The sequence below is a fragment of the Pseudoalteromonas sp. SR43-7 genome, assembly GCF_014163785.1.
GTDB lineage: Bacteria > Pseudomonadota > Gammaproteobacteria > Enterobacterales > Alteromonadaceae > Pseudoalteromonas > Pseudoalteromonas distincta.
This window is the reverse complement of the sequence record NZ_JACJDY010000036.1, coordinates 1-16123: the sequence shown is the minus strand read 5'-3', so window position 1 is coordinate 16123 and position 16123 is coordinate 1. Positions and strand designations below refer to the sequence as shown.

The window sequence follows — 16123 nt, the reverse complement described above, 5'->3', positions numbered from 1 at the left end:
AACGTTAAAATATGCATATGAACGGGGCCTTTAGGCCCCATTTTTAATTGAGCTTTTAATATGTCTGAATATAAATATCCTGCTGCTGACGTTTTTCATCAAGAAGAAATAAAAAAAAGTACGTTTATAGTCCACATTGCACACACCCCCGATTTAAATTCAGCAAAAAAATTTATTAAAAGCATTGAAGAAAAGTATAGCGATGCACGTCATAACTGCTGGGCACATGTGGCAGGCAACCCCGGTGGCAGCCATGTTTATGGTTTTTCGGATGATGGTGAACCTAATGGCACTGCAGGAAAGCCTATGCTAAATGTGCTGGTGGGTTCGGGCCTTGGCGAAATTACTGCCGTGGTGACACGTTATTTTGGCGGCATAAAATTAGGCACCGGCGGACTAGTACGTGCTTATGGTGGCTCAATAAATAATGCACTAGTAAAATTGCAAACGGTGCTTAAAGTTCCCAGCGTTGAAATTACTGGGAGTAGTGAGTACAGCATGCAAGGCGCGATTGAGCAGTTATTAAAAACAAAGTATCAAGTGCTTAATATTGATAAGCAATTTACTGCTAATATTGAGTGGGTGATTACAATCGATAGCCGCGAAGCTCAGCAAGCAATCAAAGATATTTTTGATTTAAGTCACGGCGCAGTTGAGTTAACTATTAAAGAGTAATAACCTACACAAATTGCATATAATGCATACTGACCCTATTTAATTTGGTTGATACTACTCAGCCTGAATTTACTAATAATAAAAGCGACAAGCTAAATGCAATTTCGTACCATCATAAAAATTCTTGGCCAACTTGTTGCGCTGTTTAGTATTACCATGGTGCCTCCGGCACTGGTGTCTTTAATATACAAAGACGGTGGTGGTGTTCCCTTTGTTTTAGCATTTATTTTTAGTGTTGTTATTGGCATGATGGCTTATTACCCAAACCGCCATGAAAACGGTGATTTAAAAGCACGTGAAGGCTTTTTAATTGTTGTTTTGTTTTGGCTGGTACTTGGGGCGTTTGCGTCCTTGCCGCTTATCTTTTTACAAGAACCTAATTTATCGCTCGCCGATGCGGTATTTGAAGCATTTTCTGGCTTAACAACCACCGGTGCTACTGTACTTACCGGTATTGAGTACTTGCCCAAATCAGTATTGTTTTATCGCCAGCAACTCCAGTGGTTTGGCGGTATGGGTATAATCGTACTCGCTGTTGCTATACTCCCAATGCTAGGTGTTGGTGGTATGCAGTTGTACCGCGCTGAAATACCTGGGCCTGTAAAAGATTCTAAAATGACCCCGCGAATTGCCGATACTGCAAAGCACCTTTGGTATATTTATGTGTCGTTGACTATTACTTGTATGCTGGCTTATTGGGCTGCAGGGATGGAGTGGTTTGATGCGATATGTCATGCATTCTCAACGGTGGCGATAGGTGGTTTTTCTACTTACGACGCCTCCATGGGTCACTTTGACAGCCCTGTAATTAACTTTATTTGTGTGTTCTTTTTAATTATTGCCGCTGTTAACTTCTCCCTGCATTATGCCGCAGTGGCCAGTCGTAACATACAAGTTTATATTAGAGACCCAGAGTTTAAGGTGTTTTTGTGTATTCAATTAGCGCTGGTGGTTATTTGTTTTACCGTACTTTCCTCTAACGAAATATTTGCTAATGGCGATGAAACCCTCGATCAGGCGTTATTTCAAGCTGTTTCAATGAGTACAACAGCAGGCTTTGCTACGGATAACTTTTCAACATGGCCATTGTTTTTACCTATTTTACTTATATTTTCGAGCTTTATTGGTGGCTGTGCAGGCTCTACCGGTGGTGGCATGAAAGTAGTGCGCGTGTTCTTACTTTATTTACAGGGTGTGCGTGAGCTCAATCGTTTAGTGCATCCTCGTGCTATATATTCAATCAAGCTGGGTCGTAAGGCGTTGCCAGATAAAGTAGTAGAAGCTGTGTGGGGTTTTTTCTCTGCTTATGCGCTGGTATTTATTATTATTATGTTAGCGCTTATGGGCACGGGTATGGATAACATAACTGCGTTCTCAGCCACTGCGGCTTGTTTAAATAACTTAGGGCCTGGTTTAGGAGATGTAGCGTCGCATTATGGTGCTATAACCGATGGTGCTAAATGGTTGCTTACTATTGCAATGGTGTTTGGTCGTTTAGAAATATTTACTTTATTAGTGTTATTTACGCCTACTTTTTGGCGTGGATAAACGAGCGGCTTAAGTTTTAAATTACGAACTATTGGGAAAGGGATATGCCAACAAATTTAGAAAAGCTAAAGCATATAAGTGTAGGCAGCTTAGTCGACCTAGAAATATTAACACCTACAAGCAGCAAGCGTGTTAAAACTGAATTAGTTGGTTTACTCGATAAGCAGTTTATTATTTTAAATTATCCCAATGCCAAGCGTTTACCTGCGGCGAGTGACTATTTACGTGATGGCGTAATGGTTGTTGTAAGAGCACTGATTGAAGGCAGTGGTGGGCAAGTTATTGCGTTTCGCCAGCAAATTATGTCAGTAGCCTCGCATCCTGCTAAACTCGTCTTTATTAATTTTCCTAAGCAAGTGCAGCTATTTGCGCTACGCTCGCAAACACGCATACCTACCTTATTACCTGCAAAGCTAAAACTAAGTGACGATAGAGTGCTTGAAGGCCTTATTAAGGACATTTCACTCACTGGTGTAATGTTTGATATTAGAGGCGATCAGCAAGCTGAAGGTATAAAAGATATGCAATGCACTGTCGTCCTCAATAGTAGTGATAAAGATTTTGAAGGTGAAATTTGCAGTGTTAAAGAGCATGCTGCAGGTGTGCACTGCGGAATTAAGCTACTAGCAAGCGAGGATGAAATGAAAACCTTTATGAAAGAGCATTTTATAGACCCATCTGCGCTTGAGCCCACCGTTGACTAAATCGTTTTTCGCTTATTTGCAACAAAGTGGCGTTTTAAGTGAGTATTTATAAAGTGTTTTTTTGTTTTTATATAATTAAAAATATTATTAAAATAAAACAATGTGTTACGTGTTTTTTGTTATGGCTTTTTTTTTGTTGTTATAGCTACTTCGTTAAAATTAACCTTAATTATTTTTTAAAATCCCTCCTTTTATAGCTCTACATTTTAAAATGTATCTTTTTATATAAACATAACTATTTGTTTTTAATGACTTTAGTTTTTCACCTTTAAAGCGTGTTGCGAAAAGGCAACAGTAATGACTCTGAAAATTCCTACTTATTGTACGTTTTATTTTTAACTTATTGAAAGTTAATGGCTTTTAAATGTTGGCATTTAAGTTGTAATAGTCAGGGTGTACTGAACGAAATCGTGATTCAAAGTGAAATACTTAATCGCACACACATAAATTTGAAGGATACATATTATGAAAAGCATTAATAAAACTTTAGCACTTATCGCTATTACATCTTCTTCAGCCGCTTTTGCAGCAACAGATTTTGACACACTTGATGTAGACGGCAGTGGCACAATTAGCCAAGCAGAAGCATCAGTAGACGCAAAATTAATGAGCATGTTTTCTGAGCTTGATACCGACCAAAATGGTGAGTTATCAAAAGAAGAATTTTCAGAAGCTTAATTAAAAAGTATTTATCCTGAGTTGCCAAAGACAACCTAAGTAGGCAAGGGAGCTTACGAAAGAGGATAACAAGGAAGTGAAAAATTACGTTTTAAGTTAAACGAAGCAATTTTTTTGATAGAACATTGAAGGATTAAGTTATGAAACATTTAAATAAAGCATTAGCACTTATAGTACTAGCATCTTCTTCAGCTGCATTTGCAGCATCAGATTTTGACAGCCTTGATATCGATGGTAGCGGCACAATTAGCCCAAGCGAAGCGGCAGTCGATACCGATTTAATGGCTGAATTTATTGAGCTAGACACAGATGGTAGCGGCGAGCTTTCTAAAGAAGAGTTCGCTAATTACTAATTAAACATTTTTCACAGTCAGGGATCTTTGAAAAGGACTTCCCATATTACTAGGAATATTATTATGAAAACATTCAATACAACACTTGCAGTTATCGTTTTAGCATCTTCATCAGCAGCATACGCAGCAGTGGACTTTGCCTCTTTTGATGCAGATGGCGACGGTGCGATTACAATGGAAGAAGCGAAGGTTAACCCTCAACTTGTAAAGATTTTTGATGATTTAGATGCTGATGGAAATGGTGAAATCTCTAAAGAAGAGTTTTCAAAAGTACAGTAATCAATATTCGAAGATACTCCACTAAAGCCGCCTTAGTCAGCGGCTTTTTTGTATTTTAAATTAACTAATTAGCGTAACTAGTTAAAGGAATATAGCACTTACTTGGAATAGTTTTTCTACAACGGTAATGTGTTTTTTGTCGATTAAAAACATGATGACATGATCGCCCGACATAATAATTGTATCATCATGAGCTATCAGCACATCGTCATTACGTACTATTGCGCCAATAGTTGTACCCGCAGGAAGTTTTATGTCGGCAATCGCACGACCAACCACTTTAGATGTGTTTTCATCACCATGAGCAACCGCTTCAATGGCTTCTGCTGCGCCTTTACGCAGTGAATACACGTTAACAATATCACCACGGCGTACGTGCGTTAATAACGCTGATATAGTTGCTTGTTGTGGGGATATGGCAATATCTATTTCGCCGCCTTGTACCAAATCAACGTAAGCACCACGCTGGATAAGCACCATGGTTTTTTGTGCGCCCATACGTTTTGCAAGCATAGCTGACATAATGTTTGCTTCATCGTCATTGGTTACGGCAATAAAAACGTCTACTTGTTCAATATGCTCTTCTGAGAGCAGTTCTTGATCAGATGCGTCACCACAAAAAACAACCGTATTATCGAGCATTTCTGAGAGTTGCTCAGCACGTTCTTTACTGCGTTCAATTAGTTTAACGGTGTGGTTTTTTTCAAGTGAGCGGGCAAGGCCTGCCCCAATGTTACCGCCACCAGCTATCATAATTTTTTTGTACGAACGCTCAAGTTTTTGTAGCTCGTTCATTACCGCGCGTATATGTTTTGTAGCGGCAATAAAGAATACTTCGTCATCGGCTTCAATAACGGTGGTACCCAATGGTTTTATTGCTTTACCTTGACGATAAATAGCGGCAACACGAGTTTCTACATTAGGAATATGTTCTTTAAGTGCAGATAACGCATAACCTACAAGTAAACCGCCATAGTAAGCTTTTACGGCTACTAACGAGAGCATGCCATCAGCAAATTGCAATACCTGCAGAGCACCAGGGTAGTCAATTAAACGGCGAATATACTTAGTGACCAGTGCTTCGGGAGCAATGTAATGATCGATTGGTAAATCGTCGTTTTGAAAAAGTTTTTCGCGGTATTTTAAATATTGCTCTGAGCGAATACGAGCAATTTTAGTAGGCGTTTTAAAAATACTGTATGCCACTTGGCATGCAACCATGTTCACTTCATCTGAACTGGTTACCGCTATAATCATATCGGCATCTTCAGCACCTGCACGGCGTAATACATCAGGATGCGCGCTGTGGCCCATAACCCCTTGTAAGTCGTACTTATCTTGAAGTTCACGTAATCGGTTACCGTCTATATCAACAACGGTAATTTCGTTTTGTTCGCCAACTAAGTTTTCAGCAAGCGTAGCACCAACTTGCCCGGCACCGAGTATAATTATTTTCATTATTTACCCGTGGTATTGATCATAATTTAATTAAAAAAATAGCCATTTAATGTTTCATAAATGGCTAACTATTTAGTGTACGGCTATTAGGCTTTTTTAACTAGCTTAGCGTAATAAAATCCATCACTTTCACCGGGCAGTAACTGCAAACCTGGCGTTGTTACGGTATCGTTTTCGTGTAGAGGTATATGTTCTACATCATCGTTATTAGCTAAAAACTTAGCGACTTGCTGTTGGTTTTCTTGTGGAAGAACCGAACACGTAGCATATACCAATGTGCCACCTGGTTTTAACAGTGGCCAAATGCTATCAAGAATATCGCTTTGTAACTTAGCTAAGTCTTCGATGTCTGATGCGCGACGTAACCATTTTATGTCAGGGTGACGGCGAATTACACCAGTGGCCGAACAAGGCACATCAAGTAAAATACGATCAAATAATTTTTCATCCCACCATGTATGTGGTTGTGATGCGTCGCCACATTGCAGGTCTGCACCTAAGCCAATGCGAGTTAAGTTTTGCTTAACACGTTCAAGGCGAGTTGAGTCGCTATCAAGTGCAAGTACATCTGCATCAGCAAGCTCTAAAATATGACATGTTTTACCGCCAGGGGCTGCGCAGGCATCCAAAATATAGTCATCTGCTTTAGGTTCTAAAAAGCGAGCTGCAAGTTGTGCTGCAGCATCTTGTACTGAACATGCACCTGTATCAAACTCAGGTAATGAAAATACATCACGTGGTTTGGCAAGCTTAATCCCATCAATAAAGTCAGGGTTTAAGGTGTGTTCAATATCGTTAGCGCTAAGCATGTCGCTGTATTCTTGCGTGCTAAATTGGGCTTGATTGACACGAAGCCACATTGGCGCTTGTTGCTGGTTTTCTTCAAGTAGTGCTTCCCAGCTATCTGGGTAGGCTGTTTGCACCTGTTTAATAAACCAATTTGGATGGTTGTATAAACATACCGGAATAAGCTTCGCTTTTTCTTCAAGCTCAGCTTGTTGACGCTGAAAGCTACGTAAAATGGCGTTTATCAGTCCTTTTAATCCTAAAGCGCGTAGTTGAGCCAGTGCGTTAACCGTTTCTGAAATGGCAGCATGAGGTGGTACGCGCATATGCTGCAGTTGATAAATACCTACGTATAATAAAAACTGAAATATTCTACGTTTACCTTTTAATGGCTGCTCTACTAAGTGTTGGCAGTAATTTTCAAGGCTCGGTAAGTAGCGTAAAACGCCATAACAAATTTGCTGTAGCAACGCTTTATCTTTAGGCGGCAAGCCTTGGCTTGCAAATGGAAGTTCTTGATTAAGCGATGCGCCTTTATCAACTACGTTATATAAAGTTTCAGCGGCAAGCGCTCGTACGTTTGGAACATTACTCATTGTTTTCGCCTAATATTGTGCCAGGAGTAACCCAGTCACTACGACCATTTAAAAAGTCGTTAATTGCCATTGGTTTTTTACCTTGCGGCTGTAATTGCGTAATACATAAAGCGTGTTCGCCACACGCCACTACTACGCCATTTTTGTCGCTTGATAAAATTTGCCCAGGATCACCTGATTGCAGCATAACTTGCGCTTGATGAATCTTTACTGTTTGCCCACCCATTTGGGTAAAGCACATTGGCCACGGGTTAAAAGAGCGAATGTTTCGCTCGATTTGAAGCGCACTCATGGACCAGTCGATATCAGCTTCCTCTTTAGAAAGCTTTTTAGCGTAGTTAGCAAGTTCATCGTTTTGAGGTTCAGGGGTGATCTCACCATTAGCTAATTTATTAATGGTTTCAATTAACGCATCTGGACCTAGCTCAGCAAGCTTTGTATATAAGCTTGCGCTAGTTTCTGTTGTGCTAATAGGGCAGCGGCTTATATGTAGCATATCGCCGGTATCTAGCCCTTCATCCATTTGCATTATTGTTACGCCGGTTTGTTCATCACCTGCCCAAATTGCGCGTTGAATAGGTGCAGCACCGCGCCAGCGCGGTAATATAGAGCCATGCACGTTTAAACAACCTAAACGTGGCGCTTCTAAAATAGCTTTAGGTAAAATTAAGCCATATGCTACAACAATCATAATGTCGGCATTTAAGCTTGTTAGCTCATCTAGTGCTTCATCATTTTTTAATGACTGTGGCTGAAAAACCGGTAAGTTGTGCTCAAGCGCTAGCTCTTTCACTTCACTGGCTTTTAATTTTTTACCACGACCTGCAGGGCGATCTGGCTGGCTATATACACCCACTATTTGGTGTTCGCTTTGTATCAGCGCTTGTAAATGACGTGCGGCAAAGTCCGGCGTACCGGCAAATATAATGCGTAATGGTTGAGTCACTGAGTTTTCCTAAGGTGCTTATTACTGTTCTGCAAACTTGGCTTCTTTTTCAAGCTTTTTACGAATACGTTGGCGCTTTAATGGAGATAAGTAATCAATGAATAGCTTACCTTGAAGGTGATCTAGTTCATGTTGAATACAAATAGCCAATAATTCATCTGCATCTAGTACAAATTCTTCACCGTTTTCGTTAAGTGCTGCGACTGTTACTGTTTCTGCGCGATCTACTTTTGCATACGAGTTAGGTACTGATAAACAGCCTTCTTCGCTAACGGTAGAGCCGTCTTTTTTAATGATTTGTGGATTAATTAATACCAGTGGCTCATTGCGCTCTTCTGATACATCAATAACAACGATTCGTTGATGAATATCTACTTGCGTGGCCGCAAGACCAATGCCATTTTCATCGTACATTGTCTCTAGCATGTCTTTTACAATTTGGCGTACTGTGTCGTCAACTTGTACAACATCTTTTGCTACAGTACGTAAACGTTCATCTGGAAATCTTAAAACTTCTAACCTAGCCATAGTTACCTTTTTCACTTGTGCTTAATTTAGGGTATTGTATGCTCTTATTTTAGCCATTCGCGTTCACCTTTAACAGGTTTTGGGCAATAATAATGAAAAAACAATACAAGGAAGCTCGATGAAATCTCCACTACTTGCAATCATGCTTACGTTAAGCGCTGCGTTTCCCGCAGTTGCTGATGTACTTAAAATAAAAAAAGACGCACCAAAACAGTATGTTGTAAAAAAAGGCGATACACTTTGGGATATTTCTGGCATCTATTTAGATGAGCCTTGGCTATGGCCTGAACTTTGGCAAATGAATCCACAAATTGACAACCCACACCTAATTTACCCCGGTGATGCATTAGCGTTGATATACGATGCAGATGGAAACCCACGTTTAGTGATAAATAAAGGATATAGAAAGCTATCTCCTCAGGGTCGTATTACACCAAAAGGGCGTGATGCTATAACTACTTTGCCGCTTGAAATGATCAAACCTTATATCAGTTACGAGCAAGCAATGAACAGTGACGATATTAAAGGTAAACCTTATATTTTAGGTGCAAACGAAAATACTAAAACACAAACGCTAGGCCATATTTTATATGTTAAAGGCGACTTACAAGTACATAAAGCATATGCCATTTACCATAAAGGTGACCCCTACACTGATTTAACCGGTGAAGTGTTAGCAACGCGTGCATCTTATGTGGGTATAGCACGTGCTTTTAGAGCGGGCGATGAGAAAAATGGCGTGCCTTCATCATTACGTGTTGAGTCTGTTAAACGAGAAATTCAGCAAGGTGATTTTTTAATGCCGGCAATGGAAGGCCAAATGCTTCCTGCGTACTTTGATATACACCGCCCTTCAGAACCTGTAACAGGTAATATTATTGCTTCACCACGCGAAGTTAGAGAATTCAGCACAATGGATGTTGTGGTGCTAAACTTAGGCAGTGAACAAAATATAGAAGCGGGTCATGTATTAGATCTAGAGCGTCAATCGCCAACGGTTATTGATGGTCCTCGTGGCCCTCGTTACCCAGAAGATTCTAGTAAATATGAGAAGCTTTTATCTGATGTGAGCCAATTATTTGGTGATGAGTCTGACGAACAAAACACAACGTGGACCATGCCAAAAGAAAAAGTTGGTGAGCTAATTGTCTTTAAAGTGTATGACAAAGTAAGTTATGCATTAATAACTAAAAACCAGCACCCAATTCGCATTGGAGATATTGCAGTTATTCATTAAGAAGTAGCGAGTCGGTGCTCTAGGAGAGAGCATGGATCAGTCATCTGGCAAGCTAGCCCACTGGCTTGCCTTTTATATGTGTAAAGGGTTGGGTATAAAAACCCTTTTAGCACTATCTACAAACTATTCCCTTGGGTCGTTATTCGACTTATCTCATGACAAGCTTTTACAGCTTGGGTTAACCGCTAATCAAGCGAGTAATTTACTCAACACCAATTGGCAACAAGTCAGTCATTATGAGCAATTAATAGCGCTGAACAACATTACTGTTGTCTGTATTTTTGATGCGCTTTACCCAGAAGATCTCCGGCAGATTGCCAGTGCGCCTTTATTACTATTTTGCAGGGGAGATGTCTCGTTATTATCAACTCCACAAATTGCAATTGTTGGCAGCCGTAATGCTACACCTACCGGGCTTGAAATAGCCTCAGAATTTGCATACGAGTTAACTTTGGCGGGTATTACGGTTACTTCAGGTATGGCGCGGGGAATAGATGGTGCAGCACATAAAGGCTCTCTTGCTGGTACAGGTAAAACCATAGCGGTGCTTGGTACTGGGGTTGATATTTGCTACCCCAAACGCCATAAACTATTAACAGACCAAGTTTTAGAAAGCGGTTTGCTGGTGAGTGAGTTTTTACCGGGCACAGCTGCTCATGCGCACAACTTTCCGCGCCGTAATCGTATTATTTCTGGGTTATCGTTAGGAGTGCTTATTGTTGAAGCTGAAATTAAAAGTGGTTCGTTAATTACAGTACGCTATGCGCTTGAACAAAATAAAGAGGTATTTGCAGTACCGGGTTCTATTAAAAACCCGTTAGCGCAGGCAAGCCACTTTTTAATAAAGCAAGGTGCTAAGCTGGTAGAAAACGTGGCTGACATTCTTGATGAGGTGAGTTTCACTTACGACAATAATGTATGTAATAAAGAGCAGCCGATTCAAGCCAATTCTCAATGTGAGGTTTTAAATAGTATTGGCTTTGAAGTAACCAGTGTAGATGACATTGTGCGTCGTGCGCAGTGGCCAATAGATAAAGTACTCAGTAGGTTGCTCGATTTAGAATTAGACGATCAGATTGAGCGAGTCTTAGATGGTTACATCAAGTTAAGCGCAGGAAGGTAATATGTTTGATATTCTTTTGTATCTTTTTGAAAATTACATTCATAGCGAAGCGGATATATTTGCAGAGCAAAATGAGTTAACCGATGAGCTACTGCGTGCGGGCTTTAATAAGCCTGAGATATTTAAAGCTCTTGATTGGTTAGAGCAACTAGCCGATTTACAACACAGCGATGAGTCTCCTTATCTTATTGCTAACCCTAAAGATGCTGTGCGTATATTTACCGATAGTGAATGCCAAAGGCTCAGCGCTGAGTGTCGTGGCTTTTTAATGTTTATTGAACAAATAGGCGTAATTAACAATGTAACACGTGAAATGGTAATGGACTGTTTAGCCTCTCTCGATAAACCAACTATAAGCCTAGAAGACTTAAAGTGGATTGTACTTATGATCTTGTTTAACGTTCCTGGCTCTGAAGAGGCATATGAGCAAATGGAAGATTTGATTTTTGATGAACCCAGCGAACTTCTTCATTAGAGATAATTATCTTAATTGTACTCAAATTACTTAAAAGGATAAGCACGGCATTGCTTGTATCTTTAAGTGGTTTGGGTATATTAGGCGAAAATTCACCAACCTATTAGGATCACCATGAGTAAAATCGACCATTCGCTTTTCTCGGCGAACAAGCACGCCCTCGAAAAAGAATACGAGATATGCCCACAGTGTGGTTCAGAGTTAGTGATCCGCAATAGTAAATCTGGCCCTTTTTTAGGATGCGCAAGTTATCCCAAATGCGACTTTATTAGGCCGCTGGCACACCACGATAGTAACGAAATCAAGATATTAGAAGATTCAGCATGTCCTGAGTGTAGCAAACCGCTGGTGGTTAAAAATGGCCGCTATGGTATGTTTATTGGGTGTACGGGTTATCCAGAGTGTCATTACATTGCTAACGAAAATGAAGAAAAGCAAAGCGAAGATACTTTGCCTAGTTGCCCTAAATGCAAAAAAGGTCATTTAGTCGCGCGCAGTAATAAGTTTGGTAAAGTATTTTATTCTTGTGATTGTTATCCAAGCTGTAAATACACGCTTAATAATAAACCGGTTGAACATCCGTGTCCTGAATGTGACTGGCCTATCGTCATAGAAAGAAATATGGCAAACGGCATATTATTGCAATGCCCACAAAAAAGCTGCATGCATAAGCTCACCCCAACTGAATAACGTTTAATTATATCTGGAGACTACTTTGTCAGACCTTTCAAATACGCCCACTGCAATAACATGCTTAACGCAAGGCGAAGTTATTTTATACCCAACAGAAGCTGTATATGGTTTAGGTTGTGATCCAGATAATCAACAAGCCGTTGAAGCACTATTAGCTATTAAGCAGCGCCCGGTTGAAAAAGGGCTTATTTTAATCGCTGATAACTACGGACAATTATTAAAATACGTAGATGATGCAAAAATACCAATGGATAAACGCGCTGATATTTTTTCGAGTTGGCCTGCTGCAATTACATGGGTTATGCCTGCATCTAAAAATACGCCTAAATGGCTCACAGGGCAGTTTGATACCATCGCAGTAAGAGTAACAAACCATCCAACAGTAAAGCGTTTGTGCCAAGAGTTTGGTAAGCCACTAGTATCAACCAGTGCAAACTTAACCGGTCAAGAAACGGTAATTAGTATTGAGCAAGCCAAAGCGCAATTTGCAGAACAAGTTGGCTTTTACGTTGACGAGCCGTTAGGTGGTAATACTCAACCAAGCACAATAAAAGACGCCATGACTGGCAAAATATTTAGAGGTTAATATGCAAAGCGAATTATTAGATCAAGTAAAAGCATACTTTATGGCTTTGCAAGACACTATTTGCCAAGGTTTGGAGGCTGCAGATGGCAGTGCTAAATTTATAGAAGATAACTGGCAGCGAGCAGAAGGTGGTGGTGGTCGCACACGTGTAACCACAAATGGTACTGTAATAGAGCAAGGCGGAGTTAATTACTCACACGTATTTGGCGCTTCAATGCCTGGCTCGGCAACAGCACATAGGCCAGAGCTTGCAGGGCGCAGCTTTCATGCGTGTGGTGTGTCGTTAGTTATTCATCCTAAAAACCCTCATGTACCAACAAGTCATGCCAATGTGCGCTTTTTTATAGCTGAAAAAGAAGGCGAAGAGCCAATATGGTGGTTTGGTGGCGGGTTTGATCTCACTCCTTTTTATCCAGTATTAGAAGACGTACAACATTGGCATCAAGTTGCTCACGACATTTGTGCGCCTTTTGGCAGCGACATTTATCCAAAATACAAAACCTGGTGCGACGAGTACTTTTATTTAAAGCACAGAGATGAGACGCGCGGAGTAGGCGGTTTGTTCTTTGACGATTTAAACGAACTTGGTTTTGAAAAGAGTTTTGCGTTTATGCAATCGGTGGGTAATGGATTTTTAGATGCCTATTTACCTATTATTGAACGTCGCAAAAATGATGAATACACAGAGCAACAACGTGATTTTCAGCTTTATCGTCGCGGGCGCTACGTTGAGTTTAATTTAGTATGGGATAGGGGCACTTTATTTGGATTACAAAGTGGCGGGCGCACTGAGTCTATATTGATGTCTATGCCACCACTTGCACGCTGGGAATATAACTATAAACCAGAGCCAAGTAGCCCAGAAGCTGACCTATATCAGTATTACTTACGCCCGCAAGAGTGGTTAACGAGTCAACCAAGTGAGCTGATAGCCAGAGAGTGGCAATTATAAAAATTAAACAATAATCAAAAAGGCGCTAATTAGCGCCTTTTTGATTATGGCTATATATAAATTTAATGCTGATTGATCATGTGCGTTGCTAGTTGAGAGAATGATTGCTTTAAGCCTTCACGCAACAACGGATTGTCTATTTCTATATCCAGCGTTTTATTCATGCAGTACATCCACTGATCGCGCAATGCTTTATCTACAGTAAAAGGCATATGGCGTTTACGTAGCATTGGCTGGCCATGTTTTTCTGTAAATAGGTTTGGCCCGCCTAACCAACCAGATAAAAATTCAAAAAATACTTGGCGAATTCGATCTAATGGCAGAGGATGCATATCATATAACGGTTTAGCGTATTCATCTGACTCCATTATGTCGTAGAATCGATTGGAGATAGCGCGCGCTCCTTTTTCTCCACCTATTATTTCGTACGGTGTTTTTTCAGGAGTAGGAGCCTGTTGCTCGGGAGCCGGCTTAGATTTAGAAAAAAGTCGTTTAATCATATTACTTATCATCGTTAATAGGCAGTGTTATAGCTGCAAAGAGGTTGCTTTAAAATGGACAAATATGCGGTTTTTGGAAATCCAATTAAACATTCAAAATCCCCCGCGATACATAAACAATTTGCTGTATCACTGGGTGAGCAAATCGACTATCGCGCAATATTAGCACCTATCGATAACTTTGAAAAAACAGTATTGTCTTTTTTTGAGCAAGGCGGTGTGGGTGCTAACGTTACAATGCCATTTAAAGAGCAAGCTTATGCAATGGCTGATGAGTTTACGCCATTAGCCAAAATAGTAGGGGCTGTTAATACATTAAAAAAACGAGATGATGGCTCATTACTCGGTGATAACACCGATGGTGTGGGCTTTGTAAATGATTTACTCGCTAATGAAGTAGCCATAACTAATAAACGCATTTTAATCATAGGTGCGGGCGGTGCTGCTCGAGGGGTTATTTTACCTTTGTTAGAGCATAACCCTCAGGAAATAATAATAGTTAATCGCACAGCACAAAAAGCCAAAGAACTCGCAGAGCTGTTTACCCAATATGGACCAGTATCTTGCTTTGGTTTTGATGATTTACCAGTAAGCGATTACTCACTAATTATAAACTCTACCTCTAGCAGTATGAATAACGAACTTCCAGCACTTGATAAAAAACACATAACTAACTGTGAAGTCGCTTATGACATGTTTTATTCACTGCAAAATACCATTTTTATGAATTGGGTTGCACAGCATAATATTAACGCTAAGCTTTTAGATGGTAGTGGCATGTTAGTTGGCCAAGCTGCTCAAGCATATTATGTATGGCGTAATAAAATGCCAAAAATACTTCCCGTCGTTGATGCGCTCAAACAAGGAACGCTTAAATGAATCAGGCAATACAATTTATAGATAGGCTAGAGTTTAGAGAGCCCGATCATCAGTTAGTATTTTTTGCACAAGTTAGTGGCATGCTGGTGGAGTGTGTAATAGAAGTAAATACACTTAAATTAACAGACGAAAGCCATGCAACAGAGTATTTTGAAAAGTATCGTTTTGATTACGAAGAACGTGCCGAGGAGCTTATCGAAGAAGAGAGCTATAACTCGGCAGGCCAAATTGAAGTAAGTTTATTAACTTAAGTTAGCTATTTCAGCTAAATACTCATCTTTAAGTGATACGTAGTTATTGGCAGATATTTTTAAAAAGGCAAGTTCTTGCTCCGTTAGAGGGCGGGCTTGCTTAACCGGACTCCCTACATATAAGTAACCAGACTCTAAGCGTTTGTTTGGTGGTACCAAAGATCCCCCACCTATAATTACATCATCTTCAACAACCACGTTATCCATAATAATAGCGCCCATACCTACAAGTATACGGTTTCCTAATATACATCCGTGCAGCATTACCTTATGACCTACAGTTACATCGTCACCTATAATAAGTGGATAACCATCTGGATTGCTTTTAGTTGCACGAGATAAATGCAATACACTGCCATCTTGTATATTGGAGCGTTTACCAATACGTATATAGTTAACATCGCCTCGGGCAGCTACTAAAGGCCAAACACTACTATTATCACCTAAAGTAATATCACCAACCAAAACTGATGACTCATCAATATAAACAGACGAATTAAACGAAGGAGTTACACCTTTATAAGAACGGATTGCCATATTTAGTACCTTTTAGAGAATAGTTATTAGCTTTGAGTGTATCAGCAAGGTTATTTTTGTACCATAAAAGGCACCGTTTGGTTACAAAACTATCAGTTTCAGGGGGTTTAGTTCAGATACTGACCGAACAGTATCTTTTTTTACTTTTTCTTTAAAAAAGTACTTGCGTAAAAATCTGTTCTCCCTATAATGCGACCCCACTGAGACGGGAAACGCCAACGCATAGCGAGGCACGAACTACTCAGAGAGTTAAATAAAACTTCGGTTTTAAATCTTCCAAAAGAAAATTTAAAACAAAGTGTTGACTCAAAAAATAAAGGGTGTATTATTCGCATCCCT

At 40.1% G+C, this 16123-nt stretch carries 20 protein-coding genes; 14 read left to right on the top strand and 6 right to left on the bottom strand.

Going from position 1 to position 16123, the window contains the following annotated elements:
* Positions 1 to 60 precede the first annotated feature (60 nt).
* The 6 genes from H5087_RS19255 to H5087_RS19230 all read left to right on the top strand — a co-directional run bounded on the left by H5087_RS19255 (position 61) and on the right by H5087_RS19230 (position 4237).
* On the top strand, positions 61 to 675 hold the full coding sequence (locus H5087_RS19255) for a YigZ family protein (RefSeq protein ID WP_182673061.1): 615 nt from the start codon (positions 61 to 63) through the stop codon (positions 673 to 675).
* Positions 676 to 771: 96 nt separating this feature from the next.
* On the top strand, positions 772 to 2223 hold the full coding sequence (locus H5087_RS19250; protein ID WP_004335179.1) for a TrkH family potassium uptake protein: 1452 nt from the start codon (positions 772 to 774) through the stop codon (positions 2221 to 2223).
* A gap of 44 nt (positions 2224 to 2267) precedes the next feature.
* Positions 2268 to 2927 carry a flagellar brake protein gene (locus H5087_RS19245; protein WP_149601907.1) on the top strand — a complete coding sequence of 220 codons (660 nt, stop codon included), beginning with the start codon at positions 2268 to 2270 and terminating at the stop codon, positions 2925 to 2927.
* Positions 2928 to 3392: 465 nt separating this feature from the next.
* A complete protein-coding gene (locus tag H5087_RS19240) occupies positions 3393 to 3605 on the top strand; it encodes an EF-hand domain-containing protein (protein ID WP_182673060.1) in 213 nt (70 codons plus the stop codon).
* 140 nt (positions 3606 to 3745) lie between these two features.
* The gene (locus H5087_RS19235) at positions 3746 to 3958 is read left to right on the top strand and encodes a calmodulin (protein ID WP_004335174.1); all 213 of its coding nucleotides are present in this window, start codon (positions 3746 to 3748) and stop codon (positions 3956 to 3958) included.
* Between the two features lie 63 nt (positions 3959 to 4021).
* Positions 4022 to 4237 carry a calmodulin gene (locus tag H5087_RS19230; RefSeq protein ID WP_182673059.1) on the top strand — a complete coding sequence of 72 codons (216 nt, stop codon included), beginning with the start codon at positions 4022 to 4024 and terminating at the stop codon, positions 4235 to 4237.
* An 81-nt stretch (positions 4238 to 4318) separates the two neighbouring features.
* On the opposite strand, the gene trkA is transcribed toward H5087_RS19230, so the two are convergent.
* From trkA to def, 4 genes are all read right to left on the bottom strand, one after another.
* The gene (trkA, locus tag H5087_RS19225; protein WP_004335170.1) at positions 4319 to 5695 is read right to left on the bottom strand and encodes a Trk system potassium transporter TrkA; all 1377 of its coding nucleotides are present in this window, start codon (positions 5693 to 5695) and stop codon (positions 4319 to 4321) included.
* Positions 5696 to 5781: 86 nt separating this feature from the next.
* Positions 5782 to 7077, bottom strand: coding sequence for a 16S rRNA (cytosine(967)-C(5))-methyltransferase RsmB (rsmB, locus tag H5087_RS19220; protein ID WP_004335167.1), 1296 nt, complete (start codon positions 7075 to 7077; stop codon positions 5782 to 5784).
* Positions 7070 to 8023, bottom strand: coding sequence for a methionyl-tRNA formyltransferase (fmt, locus tag H5087_RS19215; protein ID WP_182673058.1), 954 nt, complete (start codon positions 8021 to 8023; stop codon positions 7070 to 7072). The genes rsmB and fmt overlap by 8 nt, the downstream gene beginning before the upstream one ends.
* A gap of 21 nt (positions 8024 to 8044) precedes the next feature.
* Positions 8045 to 8551 (bottom strand): peptide deformylase, encoded by a 507-nt coding sequence (gene def, locus H5087_RS19210; RefSeq protein WP_004335162.1) that lies wholly within the window; start codon positions 8549 to 8551, stop codon positions 8045 to 8047.
* A gap of 118 nt (positions 8552 to 8669) precedes the next feature.
* Between def and H5087_RS19205 the strand changes: the two genes are divergently transcribed.
* From H5087_RS19205 to hemF, 6 genes are all read left to right on the top strand, one after another.
* On the top strand, positions 8670 to 9788 hold the full coding sequence (locus H5087_RS19205; protein ID WP_004335161.1) for a LysM peptidoglycan-binding domain-containing protein: 1119 nt from the start codon (positions 8670 to 8672) through the stop codon (positions 9786 to 9788).
* Positions 9789 to 9819: 31 nt separating this feature from the next.
* Positions 9820 to 10911: a DNA-processing protein DprA gene (dprA, locus tag H5087_RS19200; RefSeq protein ID WP_182673057.1), complete on the top strand. Its 1092-nt coding sequence runs from the start codon at positions 9820 to 9822 to the stop codon at positions 10909 to 10911.
* 1 nt (position 10912) lies between these two features.
* Positions 10913 to 11386 carry a DUF494 family protein gene (locus H5087_RS19195; RefSeq protein ID WP_004335158.1) on the top strand — a complete coding sequence of 158 codons (474 nt, stop codon included), beginning with the start codon at positions 10913 to 10915 and terminating at the stop codon, positions 11384 to 11386.
* 114 nt (positions 11387 to 11500) lie between these two features.
* The gene (locus H5087_RS19190; RefSeq protein WP_004335155.1) at positions 11501 to 12076 is read left to right on the top strand and encodes a type I DNA topoisomerase; all 576 of its coding nucleotides are present in this window, start codon (positions 11501 to 11503) and stop codon (positions 12074 to 12076) included.
* 25 nt (positions 12077 to 12101) lie between these two features.
* Positions 12102 to 12665 (top strand): L-threonylcarbamoyladenylate synthase, encoded by a 564-nt coding sequence (locus H5087_RS19185; protein ID WP_004335153.1) that lies wholly within the window; start codon positions 12102 to 12104, stop codon positions 12663 to 12665.
* A 1-nt stretch (position 12666) separates the two neighbouring features.
* On the top strand, positions 12667 to 13617 hold the full coding sequence (gene hemF, locus H5087_RS19180; RefSeq protein ID WP_182673056.1) for an oxygen-dependent coproporphyrinogen oxidase: 951 nt from the start codon (positions 12667 to 12669) through the stop codon (positions 13615 to 13617).
* A gap of 62 nt (positions 13618 to 13679) precedes the next feature.
* On the opposite strand, the gene H5087_RS19175 is transcribed toward hemF, so the two are convergent.
* A complete protein-coding gene (locus tag H5087_RS19175) occupies positions 13680 to 14117 on the bottom strand; it encodes a group II truncated hemoglobin (RefSeq protein ID WP_004335148.1) in 438 nt (145 codons plus the stop codon).
* Between the two features lie 54 nt (positions 14118 to 14171).
* Between H5087_RS19175 and aroE the strand changes: the two genes are divergently transcribed.
* Together aroE and H5087_RS19165 are read left to right on the top strand one after the other, a co-directional pair.
* Complete coding sequence (aroE, locus tag H5087_RS19170) at positions 14172 to 14996, top strand: shikimate dehydrogenase (protein WP_182673055.1); 825 nt, start codon at positions 14172 to 14174, stop codon at positions 14994 to 14996.
* The gene (locus H5087_RS19165) at positions 14993 to 15247 is read left to right on the top strand and encodes a DUF1488 family protein (protein WP_004335144.1); all 255 of its coding nucleotides are present in this window, start codon (positions 14993 to 14995) and stop codon (positions 15245 to 15247) included. Before aroE ends, H5087_RS19165 begins: the two co-directional genes overlap by 4 nt.
* Here the strand turns inward: H5087_RS19165 and H5087_RS19160 are convergent.
* Positions 15239 to 15784 (bottom strand): gamma carbonic anhydrase family protein, encoded by a 546-nt coding sequence (locus tag H5087_RS19160; RefSeq protein ID WP_182198081.1) that lies wholly within the window; start codon positions 15782 to 15784, stop codon positions 15239 to 15241. The genes H5087_RS19165 and H5087_RS19160 overlap by 9 nt on opposite strands.
* Positions 15785 to 16123: the final 339 nt, after the last annotated feature.